This is a genomic window from Promicromonospora soli, from assembly GCF_014653785.1.
Classification (GTDB): domain Bacteria; phylum Actinomycetota; class Actinomycetes; order Actinomycetales; family Cellulomonadaceae; genus Promicromonospora; species Promicromonospora soli.
This window is the reverse complement of record NZ_BNAS01000002.1, coordinates 837,533-859,850: the sequence shown is the minus strand read 5'-3', so window position 1 is coordinate 859,850 and position 22,318 is coordinate 837,533. Positions and strand designations below refer to the sequence as shown.

16 protein-coding genes are annotated in these 22,318 nt (G+C 69.7%); 8 read left to right on the top strand and 8 right to left on the bottom strand.

The features are described 5' to 3' along the window. Window positions 1-29 precede the first annotated feature (29 nt). Window positions 30-734 (bottom strand): class I SAM-dependent methyltransferase, encoded by a 705-nt coding sequence (locus tag IE250_RS09625; protein WP_189669025.1) that lies wholly within the window; start codon window positions 732-734, stop codon window positions 30-32. A 216-nt stretch (window positions 735-950) separates the two neighbouring features. Here IE250_RS09625 and IE250_RS09620 point away from each other — a divergent pair, with 216 nt between their 5' ends. From IE250_RS09620 to IE250_RS09605, 4 genes are all read left to right on the top strand, one after another. Beyond that, the gene (locus IE250_RS09620) at window positions 951-1,952 is read left to right on the top strand and encodes an AraC family transcriptional regulator (RefSeq protein ID WP_189669024.1); all 1,002 of its coding nucleotides are present in this window, start codon (window positions 951-953) and stop codon (window positions 1,950-1,952) included. A 106-nt stretch (window positions 1,953-2,058) separates the two neighbouring features. After that, window positions 2,059-2,856, top strand: coding sequence for an amino acid ABC transporter substrate-binding protein (locus IE250_RS09615; protein WP_189669023.1), 798 nt, complete (start codon window positions 2,059-2,061; stop codon window positions 2,854-2,856). An 80-nt stretch (window positions 2,857-2,936) separates the two neighbouring features. Further along, window positions 2,937-3,596 (top strand): amino acid ABC transporter permease, encoded by a 660-nt coding sequence (locus IE250_RS09610; protein WP_189669022.1) that lies wholly within the window; start codon window positions 2,937-2,939, stop codon window positions 3,594-3,596. After that, window positions 3,583-4,416, top strand: a complete 834-nt coding sequence (locus IE250_RS09605) for an amino acid ABC transporter ATP-binding protein (RefSeq protein ID WP_189669021.1) — start codon at window positions 3,583-3,585, stop codon at window positions 4,414-4,416. The genes IE250_RS09610 and IE250_RS09605 overlap by 14 nt, the downstream gene beginning before the upstream one ends. 3 nt (window positions 4,417-4,419) lie before the next feature. Here the strand turns inward: IE250_RS09605 and IE250_RS09600 are convergent, their stop codons facing one another. Together IE250_RS09600 and IE250_RS09595 are read right to left on the bottom strand one after the other, a co-directional pair. Next, window positions 4,420-5,400, bottom strand: coding sequence for a Gfo/Idh/MocA family protein (locus tag IE250_RS09600; protein WP_189669020.1), 981 nt, complete (start codon window positions 5,398-5,400; stop codon window positions 4,420-4,422). A gap of 147 nt (window positions 5,401-5,547) precedes the next feature. Next, the gene (locus IE250_RS09595; protein WP_189669019.1) at window positions 5,548-7,854 is read right to left on the bottom strand and encodes an immune inhibitor A domain-containing protein; all 2,307 of its coding nucleotides are present in this window, start codon (window positions 7,852-7,854) and stop codon (window positions 5,548-5,550) included. 251 nt (window positions 7,855-8,105) lie between these two features. On the opposite strand from IE250_RS09595, the gene IE250_RS09590 reads away from it, so the two are divergent. Next, complete coding sequence (locus tag IE250_RS09590) at window positions 8,106-9,356, top strand: MFS transporter (protein WP_189669018.1); 1,251 nt, start codon at window positions 8,106-8,108, stop codon at window positions 9,354-9,356. Here the strand turns inward: IE250_RS09590 and IE250_RS09585 are convergent. Then, a complete protein-coding gene (locus tag IE250_RS09585) occupies window positions 9,337-9,885 on the bottom strand; it encodes a septum formation family protein (protein WP_189669017.1) in 549 nt (182 codons plus the stop codon). The genes IE250_RS09590 and IE250_RS09585 overlap by 20 nt on opposite strands. A gap of 304 nt (window positions 9,886-10,189) precedes the next feature. On the opposite strand from IE250_RS09585, the gene IE250_RS09580 reads away from it, so the two are divergent. Further along, entirely contained in the window at window positions 10,190-11,485 is a 1,296-nt protein-coding gene (locus IE250_RS09580; RefSeq protein WP_189669016.1) for an endonuclease/exonuclease/phosphatase family protein, read from the top strand. A 421-nt stretch (window positions 11,486-11,906) separates the two neighbouring features. After that, window positions 11,907-15,497, top strand: coding sequence for a hypothetical protein (locus tag IE250_RS09575; RefSeq protein ID WP_229872292.1), 3,591 nt, complete (start codon window positions 11,907-11,909; stop codon window positions 15,495-15,497). A 122-nt stretch (window positions 15,498-15,619) separates the two neighbouring features. On the opposite strand, the gene IE250_RS09570 is transcribed toward IE250_RS09575, so the two are convergent. The 4 genes from IE250_RS09570 to IE250_RS09555 are packed head-to-tail and all read right to left on the bottom strand — an operon-like array spanning window position 15,620 to window position 19,787. Further along, window positions 15,620-16,384, bottom strand: coding sequence for an ABC transporter ATP-binding protein (locus IE250_RS09570; RefSeq protein ID WP_189669015.1), 765 nt, complete (start codon window positions 16,382-16,384; stop codon window positions 15,620-15,622). After that, window positions 16,381-17,370: an ABC transporter ATP-binding protein gene (locus tag IE250_RS09565; protein ID WP_189669014.1), complete on the bottom strand. Its 990-nt coding sequence runs from the start codon at window positions 17,368-17,370 to the stop codon at window positions 16,381-16,383. The genes IE250_RS09570 and IE250_RS09565 overlap by 4 nt, the downstream gene beginning before the upstream one ends. Continuing rightward, entirely contained in the window at window positions 17,360-18,349 is a 990-nt protein-coding gene (locus IE250_RS09560) for a branched-chain amino acid ABC transporter permease (RefSeq protein ID WP_189669013.1), read from the bottom strand. Before IE250_RS09560 ends, IE250_RS09565 begins: the two co-directional genes overlap by 11 nt. 13 nt (window positions 18,350-18,362) lie before the next feature. Then, on the bottom strand, window positions 18,363-19,787 hold the full coding sequence (locus IE250_RS09555) for a branched-chain amino acid ABC transporter permease (RefSeq protein ID WP_189669012.1): 1,425 nt from the start codon (window positions 19,785-19,787) through the stop codon (window positions 18,363-18,365). Window positions 19,788-20,207: 420 nt separating this feature from the next. On the opposite strand from IE250_RS09555, the gene IE250_RS09550 reads away from it, so the two are divergent. Beyond that, on the top strand, window positions 20,208-22,313 hold the full coding sequence (locus IE250_RS09550; RefSeq protein WP_229872326.1) for a S9 family peptidase: 2,106 nt from the start codon (window positions 20,208-20,210) through the stop codon (window positions 22,311-22,313). Window positions 22,314-22,318: the final 5 nt, after the last annotated feature.

The window sequence follows — 22,318 nt, the reverse complement described above, 5'->3', positions numbered from 1 at the left end:
CCCGTGACGGCCCGATCGCGCAGCTTCCCTCAGGCACGGGTTGCCTGCACGAACGTGATCGGCCCGTAGCGGTGCTCCACGCGCTCGATCTCCCGGGCGTCGGTGAACCCGGCGTCCGCGAGGAGCTGGACCAGGCCGCCCGCGAAATTCCGGGCGGTGTGCGGGTTGGCGGCCAGGGCGGAATGGCCGTGCCCCTTGTGCGAGCCGTGGCCCCCGTCGCCCCCAGCCGAGCTCCCGAAGTCCACGATCGTCACCTTCCCTCCCGGGCGGAGCGCGCGAAAGGTCTCGCGACCGAAGAGGATCCGTCCTTCGTCGGGCACGTGATGCAGGGCGAGGGCGGACACTATGTGGTCGAGCGAGCCGTCGTCGGTGGGCAAGCGGTCGGCGAACCCCTGGACGAGAGTGAGCGGAACACGGCGGCGCGATGCCTTGCGGGCCGCGATGCGCAGGGCGCCGGCGTCCGGGTCCAGGCCGGTGACCCGCGCGGCCGGCTGCGCACGCAGCACCGCCAGCGACAGGTTCGCGGTGCCGCAGCCCACGTCGAGCACGGACTCACCGGGAGCGATGTCCGCGAGCGCCGCCGCGCGGTCGTGCAAAGGCCGCACGCCGGAAAGGCGCGAGAACGCGTCGTAGAGCGGAAGCAGCCAGGGCTTGCCCATGCCTGGCAGGAACTCGCGGTCATGTTCCTCCGGGGTGCGATGGTCATAGATCCGCACCGTCTTGCTATTGCTCATCGGAGTGCCTTCCGTCGAATGCTGCGCCGGTTGTCATGTAGTCCATGCTGGTCCGCTGCGCGGGTCCCGCCGTTCTCCAGCATTGGACATCCTGCGATGTGGCAACAGCACAGAAGTCGGTGACGATGGCACGATCCTCGGTTGGCCGTACGTGGTGGAACGTCGATAGCGTCGGATCAGCTACGAAGCCGTGACGGGGACAGGAGGTCGGTAACGATGCCGCAGTCGTCGGGCAGCACCCCGGACAGGCACCGGTCCCGAGCTCAGCTGCGCACAGTGCGCCCGGACGGCACCCCCGTCTACCGGTATCCACCGCGCCCAGGCATGCCGCCGGTCCAGGTCATCCGGATCGACCCCGAGGTCGACCGTCCGCACCTGACGACCGACGGCCGGCACGCGCACGACTTCCTCGTGCTCGTCTACATCGAGCGAGGCGGTGGTGCGGTCGCCTTCGGCGGCCAGGACACCCCGCTGCGCGACGGCGACCTGCATGCCGTCCCGCCCGGGCTGGCGATCAGTGCCGCGGAGATCGTCGGCCTCGAGCACTGCCGGGCCTGGAACGTGGCCTTCACGCCCGACGCCGTCCCCTCGCTCGCCTCGGTCTCACCCCTCGCCTGGGCGCACCACCCGCTCCTGGCGCTATTCGCCGGGGACGCCGGCACGGCCTCCGCCGGCGCTGGGGAACGCACGACCGGTTCCGAGCCCGCGACCGTGTCCCGCGCCGCGAGCGCGAACGTGCCCGAGGCCGAGCGCCCCCGCTGGGCCTCGTGGCTGACGGAGCTCGAGGAGGAGCTGGCGGACCCCGGCCAGGTCGGGGCGCGCGATGCGGCGTCGGCCCTGCTGACCCGGATCCTGATCGCTGCGGCGCGGCTCGCGCCGTCGGCCCCCGTGCCGCCCGACCCGCTGGTGACGCGCGTCTTCGACGAGATCGAGGCGACGTTCCGCGACCGGGTCTCGGCAGCCGACGTCGCCCGGGCGCTGGGCTACACGCCTGGCTACCTGACCACCGTGGTCCGTGAGCGCACGGGCCGCACACTGCTGGACTGGATCACCGAACGCCGCATGACCGAGGTGCGCCGGATGCTCAGGGACACCGACCTGCCGCTCGGCGTCGTCGCGTCACGCACGGGCCTGCGCGACGCGACATATCTGGTGCGGCGGTTCAAGGACAGGTACGGGACCACCCCGGACCGGTGGCGGCGTGATGAACGGACGTGACGGAACAGACGCCGATGCAGACGTGAGTTCGGTCCTGCTATCGGCTAGTTTGGGGGCACGCATCGATTCGGCCGATGTGTGTCAACCATCGAACGGAGCTTTCACCATGTCTCGCAACCGCGCCCTCATCACGGTCACCGCGGCCTCGGCCGCCCTCCTGACCCTGACCGGCTGCGGCAGCTCTGGCGAGCCCGGCGGCGCGGGCGAGGAGCTCGGGCTCGTGTCCGGGGACACCCTGACCGTCGCCACGGAAGGCACCTACCGGCCGTTCAGCTACCACGACGAGACGGGCGAGCTCGTGGGGTACGACGTCGAGGTCGCCGAGGCCGTCGCGGAGAACCTGGGCCTGGAGATCGACTTCCAGGAGACCCAGTGGGACGCGATCTTCACGGGCCTGGACGCCGGCCGCTTCGACACCATCGCGAACCAGGTGACCATCACCCCGGAGCGCGAGGCCGACTACGTCTTCTCGGCGCCGTACACCGTGTCCAAGGGCGTGCTCGTGGTGCAGGCCGACAACACCGAGATCGCGGGCTTCGAGGACCTCGACGGCAAGACCACTGCCCAGTCGCTCACGAGCAACTGGCGTGACCTCGCCGAGGAGAACGGCGCGGCGATCGAGGGCGTCGAGGGCTGGGCGCAGGCCGTCGCCCTGCTGGAGGAGGGCCGCGTGGACGCCACGATCAACGACAGCCTGACCTTCCTCGACTACGCGAACACCGAGGACGCCTCCGGCATCAAGGTGGCCGCGGAGACCGAGGAGGAGTCGCAGTCGGCGTTCGTCGTGACGCCGGAGCGCGAGGCCCTCGCCCAGGCGGTGGACGGCGCCCTCGACGAGCTGCGCGCCGACGGTACCCTCGCCGAGCTGGGCGAGAAGTACTTCGGCGAGGACGTCTCCGAGTAAGGCAGCGAGTGAGGCACGAGTGACGCAGCGCACGAGGCACGAAGTGACGCTTCTCCGCTGACGGGCGGCGAAAGGGATACATGGACTGGCAGCTCATCGCCGACTCGTTCTGGCCGCTCCTGCTGGGCGGCCTCACCGGCACCATCCCGCTGGCGCTGGCGTCGTTCGGGATCGGGCTGGTGCTGGCACTCGTCGTGGCGCTGCTGCGGCTCTCCCCGAACCGGGTGCTGTCGTGGGTCGGCCGGGCGTACGTCTCGCTGATCCGCGGCACGCCCCTGCTGGTGCAGCTGTTCGTGATCTTCTACGGCATGCCGGCGGTCGGCGTGCGCATCGACCCGTGGCCGAGCGCGATCATCGCGTTCTCCATGAACGTGGGCGGCTACGCCGCCGAGGTGGTCCGCGCGGCGATCCTGTCGGTGCCGAAGGGGCAGTGGGAGGCCGGCTGGACGGTCGGCATGTCGCCCGCCCGCTCGCTGCGCCGGATCATCCTGCCGCAGGCCGCTCGGGTGTCGGTGCCGCCGCTGTCGAACACGTTCATCTCGCTGGTCAAGGACACGTCGCTCGCGTCGCTGATCCTGGTGACCGAGATGTTCCGCAGGGCCCAGGAGATCGCCGCGTTCTCCAACGAGTTCATGACGGTCTACCTGGAGGCGGCCCTCATCTACTGGCTGTTCTGCACCGTGCTCGCCACCGGGCAGGACGCCCTCGAGAAGAGGCTGGACCGGTATGTCGCACACTGAGGACGCCACGACGGAGAACCTCCTGACCGCCCGCGGCCTGCAGAAGTCGTTCGGCACCAACCATGTCCTGCGCGGGGTGGACCTGGACGTGCGGCGGGGCGAGGTGATCGCGCTGATCGGCCCGTCCGGCAGCGGCAAGACGACTGTGCTGCGCTCGCTCAACGGCCTCGAGACGCCGGACGCCGGCCTGCTCGAGCTCGACGGCGGACCCCACGTCGACTTCGGCGCCGAGGCCGCTGGTGTCCGGTCCCGCACGTGGGCCGGCCGGCGCGCCGCCGCCCGCACGGTGAAGGCGAACCGCGCCGCCCTGCGTGACCGGTCCGCGATGGTCTTCCAGCACCACAACCTGTTCCCGCACCGCACGGTGCTGGAGAACGTGATCGAGGGCCCCACGCAGGTCAAGCGGGTACCGCGCGCGACGGCGATCGGCCGTGCCGAGGAGCTGCTGGCCCGCGTCGGCCTCGCCGACAAGCGCGACGCCTACCCGCACGAGCTGTCCGGCGGTCAGCAGCAGCGCGTCGGGATCGTGCGCGCGCTCGCACTCTCGCCGGACCTGCTGCTCTTCGACGAGCCGACGTCGGCCCTGGACCCCGAGCTCGTGGGCGAGGTGCTGACCGTGATGAAGGAGCTCGCGGACGAGGGCTGGACCATGGTGGTGGTGACGCACGAGCTGCAGTTCGCGCGCCAGGTCGCGGACGAGGTGCTGTTCCTCGACGGCGGCGTGGTCGTCGAGCGCGGTGCGCCCGCGCGGATCTTCAGCGATCCGGCCGAGGAGCGCACCCGCCGCTTCCTGGACCGAGTCCTCCACCCCCTCGACTGACCCCTACTCTCCCGGGTACTTGAGGCCGATCTGCTCGCGGATCGTGTCCAGCGTGCCCATGATCGCCACCGTCTCCGCACGCGGCAGCAGCGGGCTGTCGAGCTGGCCGGCCGCGACCAGACGCTCCGCCTCGGCGGCCTGGAACTGCATGCCGCGGCCGATCACCTCACCGGTGAAGGTCTCGGTCTCGGTGCCCGCGGCGTCGTAGACGTGCACCACCGCCGGGCTGTACCAGACGGCGTCGATCTCGATGCGGCCCTCGGTACCCAGGATCGAGGCCCGGTTGGGCCCCCGGGTGTCCGACGCCGAGATGGTCGTGGCGACCCGTGCGCCGTCGTACCCGAAGATCGTGGCGATGGTGGCGTCCGCGCCGGTCTCCTTGAACGTGGCGTGTGACTGCACGGTGAGCGGCTCGCCGAACAGGTCCCATGCGAACGAGACAGGGTAGATGCCTAGGTCGAGCAGGGAGCCGCCGCCGAGGGCCAGGGCGTTGATGCGGTGTGCGGGGTCGTCGGGCAGGTCCTGGGTGTGGTCCACCAGCAGGGTCCGCACCTCGCCGAGCACGCCCGACTCGATGATCTCCCGGACGCGCGCCATGTGGGGCAGGAACCGGGTCCACATGGCCTCGAGCGCCACGAGCCCCTTTGCCTCGGCGAGGTCCATGACCTCCTGGGCCTCGGACGCGTTGAGCGTGAACGGCTTCTCGACCAGCACGTGCTTGCCGGCCTCCAGCGCCAGCTTCGCGGCCTCGGCGTGGAACGGGTGCGGCGTGGAGATGTAGACGATGTCGACCTCGGGGTCGTTCACGAGGTTCTCGTAGGAGCCGTGCGCCGTCGGGATGCCGAAACGGTCGGCGAAGGTGCGCGCCTTCTCCAGGGACCTGGACCCCACCGCCTGCACGGTGAATCCGTTGTCGTTCAGGTCTGATGTGAAGCTCTCGGCGATCCAGCCGGCCGCCAGGATGCCCCATCGCAGGTGTGTCATGCGTTCGAGCGTAGTGCCCGCGTTCGCCGAGGTAGAACTGTGGCGAGATAGAACCCTGGCGAAGTAGAACTACAGCTTCGCGCTGCGGTTCTACTTCGCCAGGGTTCTATCTCGCCCCAGTTCTACCTCGGCGGGATCGGGGAGGGGTCAGTTGACCTGGATGGTCATGTTGCCCGACCAGGTGTCCTGCGACAGCACCTTGATGGTGGTTCCGGTGCCGCCGACCAGTACGGAGTTACCCGGGTTCGCCGGGTCGTAGTACGCCTCCGGGTTGGTGTCGTCGAACTTCGACACCGGCTTCTGCTTGCCCGTCATCAGTGAGGCCGACTCGGTCGCCGACAGCTCGCGGTGCAGCGAGAGCGGGTCGGTCTTCTGCAGGCCGAACGTGGCGTCGTACGTCTGGATCCGGTTGCGGGCGATCGCGCCGTTCGACCAGGTCAGCGACTTGGGATGCGCGTCGACCGGCAGCGCCTGGCCGCCACCCGCGTGGGCGGACACGTTGTTGTCGCCGTACAGGGAGTTCACGTACCAGATCAGCAGGCCGTCCTGGTACGGGAAGTGCTCCACCCGGTTGCCGTTGCTGAAGAGCCAGCCGAAGTTGTACGGGCCGGTCTTCAGCGTGGCGTCGTACCCGCCGTACACGCGGTTCTCGGCCACGTAGTAGTGGGAGTACTCGACCTCGTAGGTCCCGTCGGCGGCAATCGTCATGAAGCCGTCGACGGTCCAGTCGGACGAGTCCTCGAAGTCCTCGGTCAGGGCGGTGCCCACGGCGACGTCGTCGACCATGAAGCCGGTCTCGGTGGTGCCGCCGTCGGTCGAGTAGCGGAACCGGACCGACGCCGTCTGGCCCGCGTACGCGGAGAGGTCGGCCGTCAGGTCGACCCATGCGCCGGCCGAGCTGCCGGTGATGCCGTTGCCCGGGTTGGTGCCGTTCGGGTCCTCGTTCGTCGAGAGGTTGGTCGGCAGGGACGTCCACGAGCCGCCGCCGTCCGTGGAGACCTCAGCGAACGCATAGTCGTAGTCCGCCTCGATGGCGTACTGGACCTTGGCGGCCAGCGAGCCGCCGGCGGGCACGGTGAACGACGGCGAGGCGAGCGTGTTGTTCAGGTCGTCGGCCTGACCCGAGTACGCGAACTGGCCGTCGAACGGCGCAACCCCCAGGTCGATCTTCGCGACGCCGTCCGGCAGGGTCACGATCGCCGCCTGCTCCCGCGTCGTGGCGTGGTACGAGGGGCCCAGCTTGACCCGCTCGGTCTCGCCCGGCTCCACCACCTCGTAGTCGAGCCAGCCCAGGAAGAGCTTCTCGGTGGCGCCCATGTGGTCCGGCGTGGTGCCGATGGTGCCGTCGCCGTGGCCCATCCACGAGCCGGAGCTCATGAGGTTCCAGAACCCGGTGCCGTTCTCGCCACCAGCGGTGTCGTAGTAGTCCGGCAGGCCGAGGTCGTGGCCGAACTCGTGCGCGAAGACGCCGAGACCGCCGTTCTCCGGCTCCGTGGTGTAGTCGCGGATCCAGAGATCGGAGTCACCGATCTTGATACCGCCGAGCTTCTCGAAAGCGGCCGGGCCGTCCGAGCCGAAGCCGCCCTGGTTTACGGCCCAGCGGTGCGACCAGATGGCCGACTCGGGTGCGCCGGCCTCCTCGCCCTCACCCGCGTGGATCGCCTGGAAGTGGTCGATGTAGCCGTCCGGCTCGGCGGTGATGCCGTCGCCGTCCATGTCGTAGCGGTCCCAGACGTCGAACGACTGGAGGTATGCGTCGATCTCCGCGGCGGTCTTGCCCGCGGCGACCTGCTGCTCGTACCAGGCGTCCGCGGCGTCCTGGACGAACCGCGTCATGTCCGTGCCAGACTCGGTGGTGCCGTACGAGGCCGTGCTGTACGGCACGGTCACCCAGTCGGACACGTCGCCCTGCAGGTCGAACCGGCCCGACGACATCTCGTCGTAAAGGTCGTGGAACGACTCCCCGCCCTGGTCCTCCAGGCCGGTGAAGAACATCGCCTTGAAGTGCTCGCTGGAGAAGTCGGGCTCCCAGTAGGTGGAGTTGTCGTTGTCGGCCGGCTCCGGGATCGTGTTGTGCAGCGGACCTGCGGCGGCGTCCGGGAAGCGCTCGTCGGCCTGGTCGCCGAACTCAACGAGGATGCTGAACAGCTGAGCCGTCTCCTCGACGCCGTACTCGACGAACTCGTTCGGCGCGATCTCCACGACCTTCGAGGCGTGGGCGCCCGTGCCGCGGGTCTCGACCTTCGCCTCACCGGTGGCGACCAGGTCCACGGCGCGCTGCCGCTTCTCGGTCTGCTTCTCGGCGAGGGCGTCCGGACGGTTGTCCTCCTTGGCGGGCGCCGCCTGCTGCGGCGGCTCCTCGACCGGTGGCGCTGCCGAAGCGGTGATCGGTACGACGGCGGCGGAGAGCAGCAGAGCAGCTCCCGCGCCGACAGCACAGATGCGTGGGTTCATGTTTCCTCCGTGAAGAGTGCGGTGTCCGGGACGAGGAGGTGATTCGCCGGACCTGCGGGACGCCTATGTCCCAAGTAGGAGGAAACCAGGGAAATATTACGACAATGTTGCTTACGACACATTTTTAGTTCGCGATCCGCGCCGGAAATGCGTTCGTAGAATCGGTTCGAGGCCGCGTACGTTTGTCGTCGTCCGCCGGACCAGTTCGTCGTCCGGGTGAGCCCACGCCCGCCGACCAGCCGGAGAACAGCATGACCGCGACCACGCCCCCCGCAGCCGCCCAGTCTGCGACCCAGCACTCTCCCGTGAACCAGCGCCGCGCGGTCGCCGCGCTCGTCGCGCTGTCGGTCTCTGCGTTCACCTTTGTCACCGCCGAGAACCTGCCGGGCGGCCTGCTCACCCTCATCGCCCCCGACCTGGGCCGCAGCACGTCCGAGATCGGGCTGCTGGTCACGGCCTATGCCGCCGTCGTCTTCCTCGCGTCGCTGCCGCTCTCGCGCCTGACGCGCCGGTTCCCGCGCCGCTACGTCCTGGCGGCGACCACCGCCGTCTGCGCGATCGGCTCGCTGTGGTCCGCGTTCGCGATCGGCTACGCCGACCTGATGGCTGCGCGCATGTTCACCGCGCTGGGGCAGGCGCTCTTCTGGGCGGCCGTCGCGCCTGCGGCCGCGAGCCTGTTCGCCCCCGCCGTGCGCGGCAAGATGATCGCTCGCCTCACCATCGGCAATTCGCTCGGGCCCGTGCTCGGCGTCCCGCTCGGCACCTGGGTGGGTCAGCAGACGAGCTGGCGCACCGCGTTCCTGCTGTTCTCGGTGGTCAGCCTGGCAGCGTGCGTTGCGATGGCGGTCGCGATGCCGGACGTCACCCCGGAGCAGGGCGGGACCGCCCGCGGCACGGATCCCAGCATGCGCCGCTTCGTGGTGCTCATGGTGGTCACGGCGCTGCTCGTGACGGGCGGATTCATCATGATCACCTTCGTCACGCAGTTCCTGCTGGAGACCGCAGGGTTTCCAGACAAGTACCTCAGCATGCTGCTGCTCGGGCAGGGGGCGGCGGGCGTGGCCGCGACCGTCCTCATCGGCCAGGTGCTCGACAGGCGGCCATGGCACGCGGTGCTCGCCTCCCTCGGGCTGCTGACGGGGGCGCTCATGCTGCTCTGGGCGCTCGGGCACGTCCCCGCGATCGCCCTGGTGGGCCTGGCCCTGTTCGGCGTCGCGTTCAGCGCGATCCCGCCGGCCCTGTCGTTCCTGTGCATGCAGGTCGCCCCGGGCGCCGTCGAGTCGGCGTCCGCGATATCGAGCTCCGTCTTCAACCTCGGGATCGCCGGCGGGGCGGCGCTCGGGGCGTGGGTGGTCGCCGCGGACGGCGTCGGCACGGTGCCCCTGTTCGGGGCGATGTTCGTGCTGGCCGCACTGGCGGTCCTCGCGGCGGACCTGCGGGCTGCGTCCCCACGCGCTACGGCGCGCGAAGGTGCGGCACGGGTTACTCGGCGACGCCCTTGAGGCTGCCCGTGAACGGCTCCTCGGAGCTGACGATGCACTGGAGAGTGCGGTCGTCCAGCTGCTCCCAGCTGTCCTTGGTCGGGTAGAAGCCGGTGTAGCCGTACCTCGACTCGTCGTAGGAGATGCCTACGAACTTGCCGAACTCGGCGTAGCACCACTCGTCGAACTTCTTCGACATGCCCTTCTCGCCCGGGAACTTGTCGGTCTTCATGACGAGCTCGGCATACACCTCGCCGGTGTGCGGCTCGGCGCACGGCACCACGGGCACCGACTCGACCTCGTACTCCTCGCCCTCCGCGGCCTCGCCGTAGCCCTGGAGCGCCTCGAGGTCGATGCAGTCGCCCTTCAGGATCGCGAAGGCATCCGCCTCGGCGGAAGCGGTGACCTCGCCGCCCGGCTCGTCGCGCGGGGCATCGCCGTTCGACACGATCTCGTCCAGGAACGCACCACAACCGGTGAGCATGGTCAGCGAGATGGTCACTGCGGCCGCTGCCGTCAGCAGGCGGGCGGGGCGGAAAATGCGGTTCATCGGCTCTTCCCTCACGCTGCACGACGGCGGACGCCGTCGTGGCGACCGGCCGGGCCGCCCCGGAAACCTATCGGCAGGAACGGCCATGCCGGCAGCCCTGGCGCAACGATTCGATCACGACCCCGCGTGAACCTCCGCGGACCGGGCGCGCGGCTGTTCATGCGCCGTTCACCCATCTGAACCGACGCCGCCCTACGGTGGCTGACGCGGACAGCCCGCGCACCACACCACCGCACGGCGAGCCGTGACATCCACGCACGGCGGCCGTGATTCCCAGGGCACGACACCCGAAGAAGGAGCAGTCATGCGAGCCAGTACCCCCTCGCGCCTGACGGCCGCGGCCGCGGCAGCAGCCCTGCTGGCCGGGGCCTTCCTCGCCTCGGCAGGCACGGCCGCTGCAGGCACGGCTTCGACAGGCACAGGTTCGGCAGGCACGACGCCGGCGGACCGGGCCGACGCCGGACACCGGACCCTGCGCGCCGCCACCTACAACCTGTCGCTCAACCGGGCTCAGGAGGGCGAGCTCGTCGCCGACCTGTCGACGGGCGACGACGCCCAGGCGGCGACCGTGGCGGAGGTCATCCAGCACGCCGACCCCGACATCGTGCTGCTCAACGAGTTCGACTACTCGGGCGACCTCGACCCGTACGCCGCCGCGGACCTGTTCCGCGAGAACTACCTCGAGGTGCCGCAGGGCACCGGGACGCCGGTGGAGTACCCCTACGCCTTCGTGGCGCCGTCGAACACGGGGATCCCGAGCGGGTTCGACCTGAACAACAACGGGACCGTGGGCGGCGGCGACGACGCGCTCGGCTTCGGCCTCTTCCCGGGGCAGTACGGCATGGTCGTGCTGTCGAAGTACCCCATCCAGCACGACCGCGTGCGCACGTTCCAGAGCTTCAAGTGGCAGGACATGCCGGGCGCGCTCCTGCCGGACGACCCGGCTACCGACGCCCCGGCCGACTGGTACTCGGCCGAGGAGCTCGCGGTGCTGCCGCTGTCGAGCAAGTCCCACTGGGACGTGCCGGTGCGTGTCGGCCACGAGACGGTGCACGTGCTGGCGGCGCACCCGACCCCGCCGTCGTTCGACGGCGTCGAGGACCGCAACGGCCTGCGCAACCACGACGAGATCCGGCTCTGGGCGGACTACGTGCGCGGCGGCCGCGCCGCCCGCTACCTGTACGACGACGAGGGTCACCGCGGCGGTCTGCGTCCCGGCTCGTCGTTCGTGATCGTGGGCGACTACAACGCCGACCCGGCCGACGGCGACTCCGTGGACGCCGCGATCCACCAGCTGCTGAGCCACCCGCGGGTCACCGACCCGCAGCCGACGTCGGCGGGCGCGCCCGAGGCCGCCGAGCTGCAGGCCGGCGCGAACCTGAACCACGTAGGCGATCCCGCGCTCGACACGGCCGACTTCGCCGACACCGCCCCGGGCAACCTCCGGGTCGACTACGTGCTCCCCTCGCGCGACCTGCGCGTCCGCGACGCTGGAGTCTTCTGGCCGGCCGCCGCCGACCCCCTCTCCCGCCTCACCGGCGTCTTCCCGTTCCCGAGCAGCGACCACCGCCTCACCTGGACCGACCTCACCCACCCCTGACACCCACACGCACACCTACACCAAGCGACGTACACCCACGACTGCCACTCTCACCAGACAGTCTTCTCTCGCCAACCACCCGCGAAGGCGAGCGATAGGAAGAGCCGAATGGGGCGGGAGACGTGCGGCCGGCCGTAAAGCCGTAGCGGAGCGCCCCCTGGGGCGCGTGAGCGAGGCCGGCCGCACGTCTCCCGCCCCATTCGGCGGTCCCAGGATCAAGAAGCCTTGTCGGCGCCCGCCCCATTCGGCGGACCCAGGCACGAAGACCGACCCAAACAATATCGATCACATCGTTGACCATTCCGGTCACCTCCCCGTACTTTCAAGGCCGGAGGGCACCTCCGGACCAACCCATCCGGTCATAACTGATCACGTTCGATCAGGCTCTCCTCGACCAGTCAAAGACGACGGAGAGTTCCTCATGCCACGTACCCACCGCCTCACGGCCGCGGGAGCCGCGACGGCCGCCATCCTCACCCTCGCAGCCGGCGGCCTCCTGGCTCCACCGGCAGGAGCGGCACCGGACGAAGCGTCCGCACCCACTGCGGTCTCGACCGACGCGCCCCTTCCCGAGCTCCGCCTCGACGACCCGTCGATCGCATGGAAGGAGCTCGTGGTCGACGGTGACGACGTCGAACGCCGCGCCGATGGCAGCCCCTACAACGCCTTCGGCGGCTTCGGGTCCGTCTCGTGCAACAACACGTCGAACCTGCTCCTCGACTACAAGGAGGAGAACCCGGACGCCTACTGGGCGATCATGCGGATGCTGTTCGACCCCGAGACCGGGGCGGGCCTCAAGCACATCAAGGTCGAGCTGGGGGCGGACAGCAACAGCTCGTCGGGCGCCGAGCCGGCCACGAAGCGCAGCGCCGACGAGCCCGCGAACGTGCTGCGCGGCGCGGGGTTCCACTTCATCGCCGACGCGCTGTCGATCAACCCCGACATCGAGACCGAGGCGCTGCGCTGGGGCGAGCCGTCCTGGACGGGCAACGACCCGGCCAAGCGGTACCAGTGGTACAAGGAGACGATCGACGCCGCCTACGACACGTTCGGCGTCGAGTTCGACTGGATGAGCCCGTCGCAGAACGAGGTGCGCGGCGCGACCTACCAGGCGTCCGAGCTCGCTTGGACGGTCCAGTTCGCGCAGTGGCTCGAGCGCGACGCCGCGGCGCCGGGCGCCCGCTACGACTACTCGAAGATCAAGATCGTCGCCCTGGACTCCTACCGGGAGGGCGACGCGATCGCCGCCCGCATCCTTGCCGACCCGGCCGCGCTCGAACAGGTGGACGCCCTCGGCTATCACTACGACATCGTGGGCGGCCCGAACGTCACGCGGCTCAACAAGGAGTTCGGCAAGGAGATCCTGTACTCCGAGGGCGTGGCCCCGATGATCGACCCGCAGTACCGGATCGCGGCCGACCCGGGCCGCGGCGGCGTGGGCGGCACCGTCTCCGCCGCCGACATCGCCGACCGGTTCATCAACGCCTACCGCTGGAGCGGCGCGGGCAGCGACCCGGCGCACATGACGACGTTCCTGTTCCAGCCCGCCGTCAGCGCCATGTACGAGGGCACGCAGTACTCCCCCAAGCACCTGATCCGGGCCTCCGACCCGTGGTCCGGCTACTGGGAGGGCGACGTCGGCCTCGTCGCGGTGCGGCACTTCCACCAGTTCGTCGAGGACGGCTGGGAGTACGTCGAGGGAGCTACCGGCGGCGACGGCACCAAGGGCGACGGCGGCACGAACGTCGACACGTCGACGCGCACGGTCCTCACCGCCCGCACGCCCGCGAGCGCCGAGAGCGACGCCGACGAGCAGTGGTCGCAGGTGCACGCCAACAACACCCGCACGGACCGGTACTTCGAGGTCAAGGTGGCGGACCTGGGCGCGGCGGGACGGCCGCTCTACGCGTGGGAGACGCGCGGCCCGGACGCCGACCAGGCGTACGACGCCAACTACTTCCAGAAGACCGGCTACTACGCGCCGGTCCGTTCGGAGACGATCGGCGGCGTCGAGCACGACGTGTACCGAGTGAAGGTGCCCGCGTACTCGATCGTCACGCTGTCGACGCTCGAGGACGGCGTGCACGGCACGACGGCGGAGTACGCACCGGGCGACTTCGCGCCCGACGCCGAGGACACGATCCTCGAGCTGCCGTACCGGGACAACTTCGAGTACGACGACTACCCGGTGACCACCGTCGGCGGGCGGGAGATGACGTACCTGGAGCGGCGGGGCGGCACCCCGAGGTACACGGCCGACCAGGACGGCGCGTTCGAGGTGGTCGGATCCGACGACGCGGCGCACCGCAACGTGCTGCAGCAGCAGATCCACGGCCAGAACCGCGGCTTCACCTGGAACGTGTGGGGCAACGGCCGGCAGGACGTGCTCCAGACGGCGGCACCGTCCACGGTGCTCGGCGACCACCGCTGGGCCGACTACACCGCCATGGTGGACTTCCAGCTCGACGCGGTGGACCGGGACGGCACGCTCGAGAACTTCGCCGGGCTGGGCGTGCGCCAGACGTACGCGCGCGGCGGCGACCAGGCCACCTACACCGTGCGCGTGCACGAGGACGGGCGGTGGCAGCTGCGCAAGCTCGACGCGGTCGTGGCCTCCGGCACGGTGGCGGAGTTCGACGGCGGCGCGTGGCACACCCTGGCCGTCGAGGCCCGGGAGAACGTCATCACGGCAAACCTGGACGGCGCGCGGCTGGTGCAGCACGTCGACCCGTCTGCCAACCCGGTGCTCTCCGGGCGCATCGCACTGGCCAGCGGGTTCTACAACACCCGGTACGACAACCTCGCGGTGACTCCGGTCAAGGGGTACGCCTGGGCGTCCGAGAAGATCGACGACTCCGACGCGCGCCTGGCCTACCCGGACGGGTTCACCTTCGCGCAGGCCGGCTTCGCGCACTTCAACCGGACCCAGCACGTGCTGCGCACCGGCCAGTCCGTGAACGTCGACTTCACCGGTACCGGGCTGAACCTGTTCGGCGCCACGGGTGCTGCGACGCTCGAGGTGACGATCGACGGCGGCACGCCTCGCACGGAACAGGTGGGCACCGTGGGCACGCGACAGACGTCGTACTGGCTCCGTGGCCTGGAGCAGCGCGAGCACACCGTCACCGTGCGGGTGGCGAGCGGGACGTTCACGCTCGACGGCGTCGACGTGCTGACCGGCGGCGCCAAGGTGCGGCTCGGCGACGCGGCCGAGCGTCCGGTGAAGGTGGTCGAGGCACCGGCCCGGGCGGCGACCGCCGTCGGGCAGGCTGCCGACCTGCCTCGGACCGTCCGGGCCGTCTCGGCGGCCGGGACCACGATCGACGCCGAGGTGTCGTGGTTCGTGCCGGAGGGTGCGCTCGACACCCCGTACGCCCTCGTCCGGGTCGACGGGACCTTCGTCAAGGACCCGTCGTTGCGGATCTCGCTATACGTCGAGGTGGTGCCCGAGGGGCTCCGGTACTTCATCGACGCCAACGCGCCGGCTGCTCCGAACGCCGTCGCGTACCCCGCCGTGCGGGCCTGGGCCGACGCTGAGGACCGGCCGTTGCTCAATCGCGAGGCGGACGCCGCGTGGTCGGCCGAGCGCGGCTGGGGCCGGGCGGCGTCGTACAGCGCGAAGGGGCTGCTCAACACGAACCCGTACGACAAGATGCGTGAGACCGGCTGGTACACCGCCGGGACGGGCACACCGCTGCAGTACCGGCTCACGCTGCCCGCCGGCACGTACACGGTGTCGTCCGGGCACACCGAGTGGTGGAACCCGGGCTCGGGGCGGTCACGTCGTATGGCTACGTCGGTCTCGTGGACCGGGGCGGCGGACGGGACGGTCACTACCGTGCCGGTCGGCTCCGCGGCCTTCCCGAACGGGAGCATGGGGCAGTCGGCGGTGGTCTCGGGGACGTTCACGCTGCCCGACGCGGCAGTGGTCACCTACACCGTCTCGAACGACGGCGGCACGGAGGCCCCTGCGCTGAGCTGGCTCGCCGTGGCGGACGACGGCCAGGCCTGACGAGCCCCCTGCCGAGATAGAACTGTGGCGAGATAGAACTCTGGCGCAACCCCTGACCAGGGGTTGCGCCAGAGTTCTATCTCGCCACAGTTCTATCTCGCCACAGTTCTACTTCGGCGGGACTAGCTCGCCTTGTCGACGTCCTCGGCCAACGTGCCCAGGTACAGCGAGATCACCTTCGGGTCGGACTGCAGCTCCTTGCCCGTCCCGGTGTACGCGTTCTGGCCCTGGTCGAGCACGTAGCCGCGGTCGCAGATCTGCAGGCAGCGGCGCGCGTTCTGCTCCACCATGACGATGGACACGCCGGCCTTGTTGATCATCCGGGTGCGCAGGAACGTCTCGTCCTGACGCACCGGCGACAGCCCGGCCGACGGCTCGTCGAGGAGCAGCACCGACGGGTTCATCATCAGCGCACGGGCCATCGCGACCATCTGGCGCTCACCACCGGACATGGCGCCCGCGCGCTGCGCGCGCCGCTCCCCGAGGGTGGGGAACAGGTCGGTGATGAACTCGAACCGCTCGGCGAACATCTTGGGCTTGAGGTACACGCCCATCCGCATGTTCTCCTCGACGGTGAGCGAGGGGAACACGTTGTTGTTCTGCGGCACGAAGCCGACACCCTGCGACACGAGGCTGTTCGCCTTGTGGTTGGTGATGTCCTTGCCGGCCATCGTGACGGTGCCGGAGCTGACGTGCACGAGGCCGAACAGGGCCTTGAGCAGCGTCGACTTGCCGGCGCCGTTGGGGCCGATGATGCCGACGAGCTCGCCCTTGGCGACCTCGAGGTTGCACTCGTTCAGGATGTTCACGCCGGGTATGTAGCCGGCCACGATGTCAGTCGCCTTGAGCAGGGTCTCCCGCTGAGGCGCCTTGGCTGCGTCGTTCATCGCTTGTCCTCCTCGGCCTCGAGCCGGGCCAGCACCGCGGGGTCGAGCAGCGAGTCGTCCCCCAGGTCGGTGTCGTGGTGGGCGCCGAGGTAGGCGTCGATCACTGCCTGGTCCTGCATGACGGACTTGGGCGGGCCCTCGGCCACGATCTTGCCCTCGGCCATGACCACCACCCAGTCGGAGATGTGCCGGACCGCGTGCATGTCGTGCTCCACGAACAGCACGGTCATGCCGTCGTCGCGCAGCGCCTGGATGTGGTGCAGCAGCGACTGGACCAGGGCGGGGTTCACGCCGGCCATCGGCTCGTCGAGCATGATCATGGTCGGGTCCGTCATGAGGGCCCGCGCCATCTCCAGGAGCTTGCGCTGACCGCCGGACAGGGAGCCCGCGTAGTCGTCCTTCTTGGTGTCGAGCTTGAACCGCGCGAGGATCTCGAGCGCCTTCTCGGTGTTCCGCTTCTCGGTGCCCGCCCACAGGGGCCTCACCAGGGAGCCGAACAGGTTCTCGCCCGGGTTGTCCATGGCGGCGAGCAGCATGTTCTGCAGCACGGTGAGGCGCGAGAGGGCCTTGGTGAGCTGGAACGTGCGGACCATGCCGTTGCGCGCCACCTTGGTGGCGCTCATCCCGTGGAGCGACCTGCCCTCGAACGACCATGAGCCCTGGTTGGGCTTGTCGAACCCGGTGAGCAGGTTGAAGAACGTCGTCTTGCCGGCACCGTTGGGGCCGATGAGGGCCGTGATCACGCCGCGCTGGACCTCCAGGTGCCCGACGTCGACGGCGGTCATACCGCCGAACCGCCGCACCACGTCGTCGACGACCATGATCGTGTCCGGCTTGCTCACGCCGACCGTCGGCTCGACCTTGGCCAGCACATGCTCCGCCACCTTGGCAGCCACGGAGTCGCTGCGCTCGACTGTGTCGAGCGCCTCGACCGTGGTCTCGGGCTCGGTCACCTCAGTGCCTTTGTTCTGCGTCTCATCGGACATCGAAGGCGAGCTCCTTCTTGTTCCCCAGTATTCCTTGTGGACGGAAGATGACGAGAAGCATGAGCGTCACGCCAACAAGCATCCCGCCGATCTGCTCGACCATCGTGCTCGAAACCACGCCTTCCAATCCCTCGCGCATGCCTGCGCGGAGCAGCATGTAGACGGCGAAGAAGAGCATGGACCCGAGCACCGGGCCCCACAGGGTGGCGGCGCCACCGAGCAGCAGCACGGTCCACACGAAGAACGTCAGCGAGCGGCCCATCGAGTCGGGTGCCACAGACCGGGGCAGCACATACAGCACGCCGCCGAGCGACCCGAGCATGCCGCCCAGCACCAGCGCCTGCATCTTGTAGGAGAAGACGTTCTTGCCGAGGGCGCGGACGGCGTCCTCGTCCTCACGGATGCCCTTGAGCACGCGGCCCCACGGGCTGCGCGTCAGGAGCCAGACGAAGAGGACCGCGACGAGCACGGCGGCCCAGGCGAACAGACGGGTCCACCACGAGTCGGAGCCCGTGAACACGTATTCGAGCGGCCCGAACGCGCCGCGCTCCGGGGCCGCCGGCAGGATCGACAGCTCCTGGAACGTCGCCTTGAAGGAGCTGCCCGTGAGGCCTGCCGCGCCGCCGGTCCATTCCTGGAAGACGGTGGCACGGCCGAGCATTCGGATGATCTCCGCGGCCGAGATGGTCACGATCGCCAGGTAGTCGCCACGCAGCTGCAGCGTCGGTATACCGAGGATGAGAGCGAACAGCGCGCCAGAGGCGAGCGCGACGACCAGAGCGAGCCAGAACGGCGCGCCGGACATCGTGGCGATGCCGAAGCCGTAGGCGCCCAGCAGCATGAAGCCTGCCTGCCCCATGTTGAGGAGGCCGGTGAACCCGAAGTGCAGGTTGAGGCCGATTGCGGCCAGCGCGATGGCTGCCGTGGTCGGAGCGATGAGCTCGGCGAGCGCCTGGGTGAGGATGCGGCTCAGTTCCATGATGGTTCTCCTTTCAGCCGATCCGCTCGGCGCGGCCGAGCAGGCCCTGAGGCCGTACCAGCAGCACGAGGATGAGGATCACGAGTGCCGACGCGTACCGGAGGTCGCTCGGCATTCCGGGGATGAGTGTGGACATCTCGACGACGAGGCCGATCACGAGAGATCCCAGCAGGGCGCCGAACGCAGTGCCCAGTCCGCCGAGGGTGACGGCGGCGAACATCAGGAGCAGCAGGAGCATGCCGAGCGACCAGTTGAACGAGCCGAACGAGATCGCCAGGAGCATGCCGGCCAGGCCCGCGAAGCCCGCGGACATGATCCACACGATGCGGACGATGAGGTCGGGGTTGATTCCCGTGGCCGCCGCGAGCGCCGTGTTGTCCGACACGGCGCGCGTGGCGCGGCCGATCCGGGTGCGGGTGAGGAACCAGGCGATGAACCCGATCACCACGATGGCGGCCCCCATCGAGAGCCACGACGCGGTGCTCAGGGTGATGCCCGCGATCTCGAGGGGCCGGGGGTTCTGCGGCAGGACACGGAGCGACCGGCCGCCGATCACCATCTGGATGATGTACTGCAGCGCGAGCGACAGGCCGATGGTCACGATCATCATCTGGGTGACCGGGGTGCCGCGCCTGCGCAGTGGAGCCCAGATGGCGGCGTCCTGCAACCAGCCCGTGGCGGCGCAGACCACCATCACAAGGATCAGGGTGAGCCAGACCGGAAGGCCCATCCACTGGATGCCGATGAAGCCGAACATGGCGCCGAGCGTCACCTGCTCGCCGTGCGAGAAGCTCGACAGGCCGGTCGTGCCGTAGATGAGGCTGATGCCCACCGAGGCAAGGGCGAGCAGCAGGCCGAAGCGGATGCCGGAGCCGAACTGCTGCCAGATCTGGCCGAAGGACGGACCCGACCCCCTGGTGGTGTCGGCGCCGCCGAGGCCTTCGTCAGCGGGCACGGTGCCGTCGGTCGCCGCGTCCGTCGGCTGGCCGTCGGTCGGTGTCGCGGTGGGTTCGGCGCCCTCGGGGGGCGTGGTGGTCAGCCGGAACGCGGAACGCGCCGCGATGCCGTTCTGCGCGGTGACCACGCGTTCGGTGGCGTCTGGGAAGAGCCCGTCCGGGACGGTCGCCTCGTCGAGGGTGATCGTGTAGGAGCCGACGTGTGGCACCTCCACGGACGCCGGGCCCTCCTTGGTGGTGGTCACGTCTACGTCGAAATCCGCGCCCGAGATGTTCACGCCGACGTCGGGGACGGGGTTGCTCTGTCCGTCCAGGACGATCGCCACGACACAGGCGGTCGAGGCGTCAGGTGTGCACTCGGCGTCAGGCGCAGAGGCTGCCATGGCGGGCGTCGCGACGATCATGGCCGGTATGGCCACTGCCGCGAGCGTGGCGAGCAGCCTCCGCGCGGCTGTCGCGAGGTTCGGTCGGTCGGCTGTCATCTGCCGGGTCCTCCGTCGGTTCTGGTGAGTGGTGCTCCGAGGTCTCGGTGCCGCGCGACGCCGGAATGATTCAGTCCTGCTTAACCAGGCCTGCATCAAACTTATGGCATCGGTGTGCCGAGAGTGTAGCCGTGCGTTGTGTCACTGTTTGCACGCGAGGGTCACACACAGGTCACAAAGCGCCATGGAGACGGAGCAGAACGGACGTCACTGGGCAAGTCACGCAGCGGGCGGCGCGGATAGGCTGACACGGTGCCCGACGACGCCATTGCTTCCCCAGCGGCAGCCCCAGCAACCGATCGATCGACCGACTCCGTGACTGCCTCTCTCCCTGCACCGTCCGAGCTCGTCCCTCCCCTGCCCGAGCCCCCGTTTACCGTGCGCCGCCCTGCCGAGCGCACGTTCCACGGCGATCCCGTCATGGACGACTACGAGTGGCTCCGCAACAAGGAGGACCCGGAGGTCGTCGCGTACCTGGAGGCGCAGAACGCCTGGACCCTGTCCCATCAGGAGCACCTCGCGCCGCTGCGGCAGACGTTGTTCGACGAGATCAAGGGCCGCACCCTCGAGACCGACCTCTCGGTCCCCTCGCGCGACGGCGGCTGGTGGTACTACGCCCGCACGGTCGAGGGCCAGCAGTACTCGATCCACGCGCGCTACCCCGCCGCCGGACCGGACGACTGGACGCCTCGCGTCCTCGAGCCCGGCGAACCGGTGCCGGGCGAGCAGGTGCTGCTGGACCAGAACATCGAGGCCGAGGGCCACGACTTCTTCGCGCTGGGCTCGCTCGACGTGTCCGACGACGGCAGGCGCCTGCTCTACGCGACCGACACCGCGGGCGACGAGCGCTACACCCTGCGCGTCCGTGACCTGACCACGGGTGCGGACCTCGGGGACGAGGTGCCCGACACCGCGCCCGGCGCGCTGTTCGCACCCGACGGTGAGCACATCTTCTACCTCACGGTCGACGACGCCTGGCGGCCCTGGCGCGTCTGGCGGCACCGGCTCGGCACGCCCGGGTCCGACGACGTGATCGTGTTCGAGGAGCCCGACGAGCGGTACTGGGTCGGCGTCGGCCTGTCCCGGTCGAAGAAGTACCTGCAGATCGAGCTCGGCTCCAAGGTGACCAGCGAGTCATGGCTCCTGGAGTCCGATGACCCGACCGGCGAGTTCCGCGTCGTGTGGCCGCGCCGCGAGGGCGTCGAGTACACGGTCGAGCACGCGGTGCTGCCCTCGAGCGGCGATGTGCTCCTGATCCTGCACAACAAGGACGCCCTGAACTTCGAGCTCGTCGCCTCCCCCGTTCCCGCGCGCGGCGAGACGGTGACCCCTCAGGCGGCGACCGTCGTCGTGCCGCACGACCCCGACGTGCGGCTGGAGGGCGTGAGCTCGAGCGAGCGCTACCTGGTGCTCTACTACCGCCGCGAGGCGATCTCCCGCTCGGCCGTGCTGTCGCTGGCCGAGGCCACCGTTTCCTGGGACTTCCAGGAGATCTCCTTCGGCCAGCCGCTGGAGTCCGTCGGCGCGGGTGTGGGCGTATGGGAGCAGCCCAACCTGAAGGTCGGCTACACCTCGTTCGTGACGCCGCAGTCCCTCTACCTGTACGACGTCGCCTCCGGCGGGCGCACTCTGCTCAAGCAGCAGCCGGTGCTCGGTGGCTACGACGCGAGCGACTACGACCAGCGCCGGGAGTGGGCCGTCGCCGAGGACGGGACTCGCATACCGATCTCCCTGGTCTGGCGCAAGGACAAGGTGCGGTTCGGGGTCTCGAGAGGCTCGACCACCGAAAGCTCCGGCTCTCCCGCCGAGCCCGCGCCGCTGCTCCTGTACGGGTACGGCGCGTACGAGATGTCGATCGACCCCTACTTCTCCGTGCCGCGCCTGAGCCTGCTTGACCGCGGGGTCGTCTTCGCCGTCGCGCACGTGCGGGGCGGCGGCGAGATGGGCCGCGCCTGGTACGACGAGGGCAAGCTGGCCGCGAAGCGCAACACGTTCACCGACTTCGTGGCCTGCGGCAGGCACCTCGTCGCCACCGGCTGGACGGCGTCGGACCGCATCGTGGCCGACGGCAGCAGTGCCGGCGGCCTGCTCGTCGGCGCGGCCGCCAACCTGGCGCCCGAGCTGTTCGCGGGCGTGCTGGCCGGGGTGCCGTTCGTGGACGCGCTGACGTCCATGCTCGACCCGACCCTCCCCCTGACCGTCACCGAGTGGGACGAGTGGGGCGACCCGCTGCACGACCCCGAGGTGTACGCGTACATGCGCTCGTACTCGCCGTACGAGAACGTTGCCGACGACGCATCGCACTACCCCCGGATCCTCGCCACCACGAGCTTCAACGACACCCGCGTCCTGTACGTGGAGCCGGCGAAGTGGGTGGCCCGGCTGCAGGCCGCGGGCGCACCGGCGATGCTGAAGATCGAGATGGCGGCGGGTCACGGCGGCGTCTCGGGGCGCTACTCGGCGTGGGAGCAGATCGCGTTCGAGCACGCCTGGACGCTCGACGTGCTAGGCCTCGCGGACCGCTGACCCGC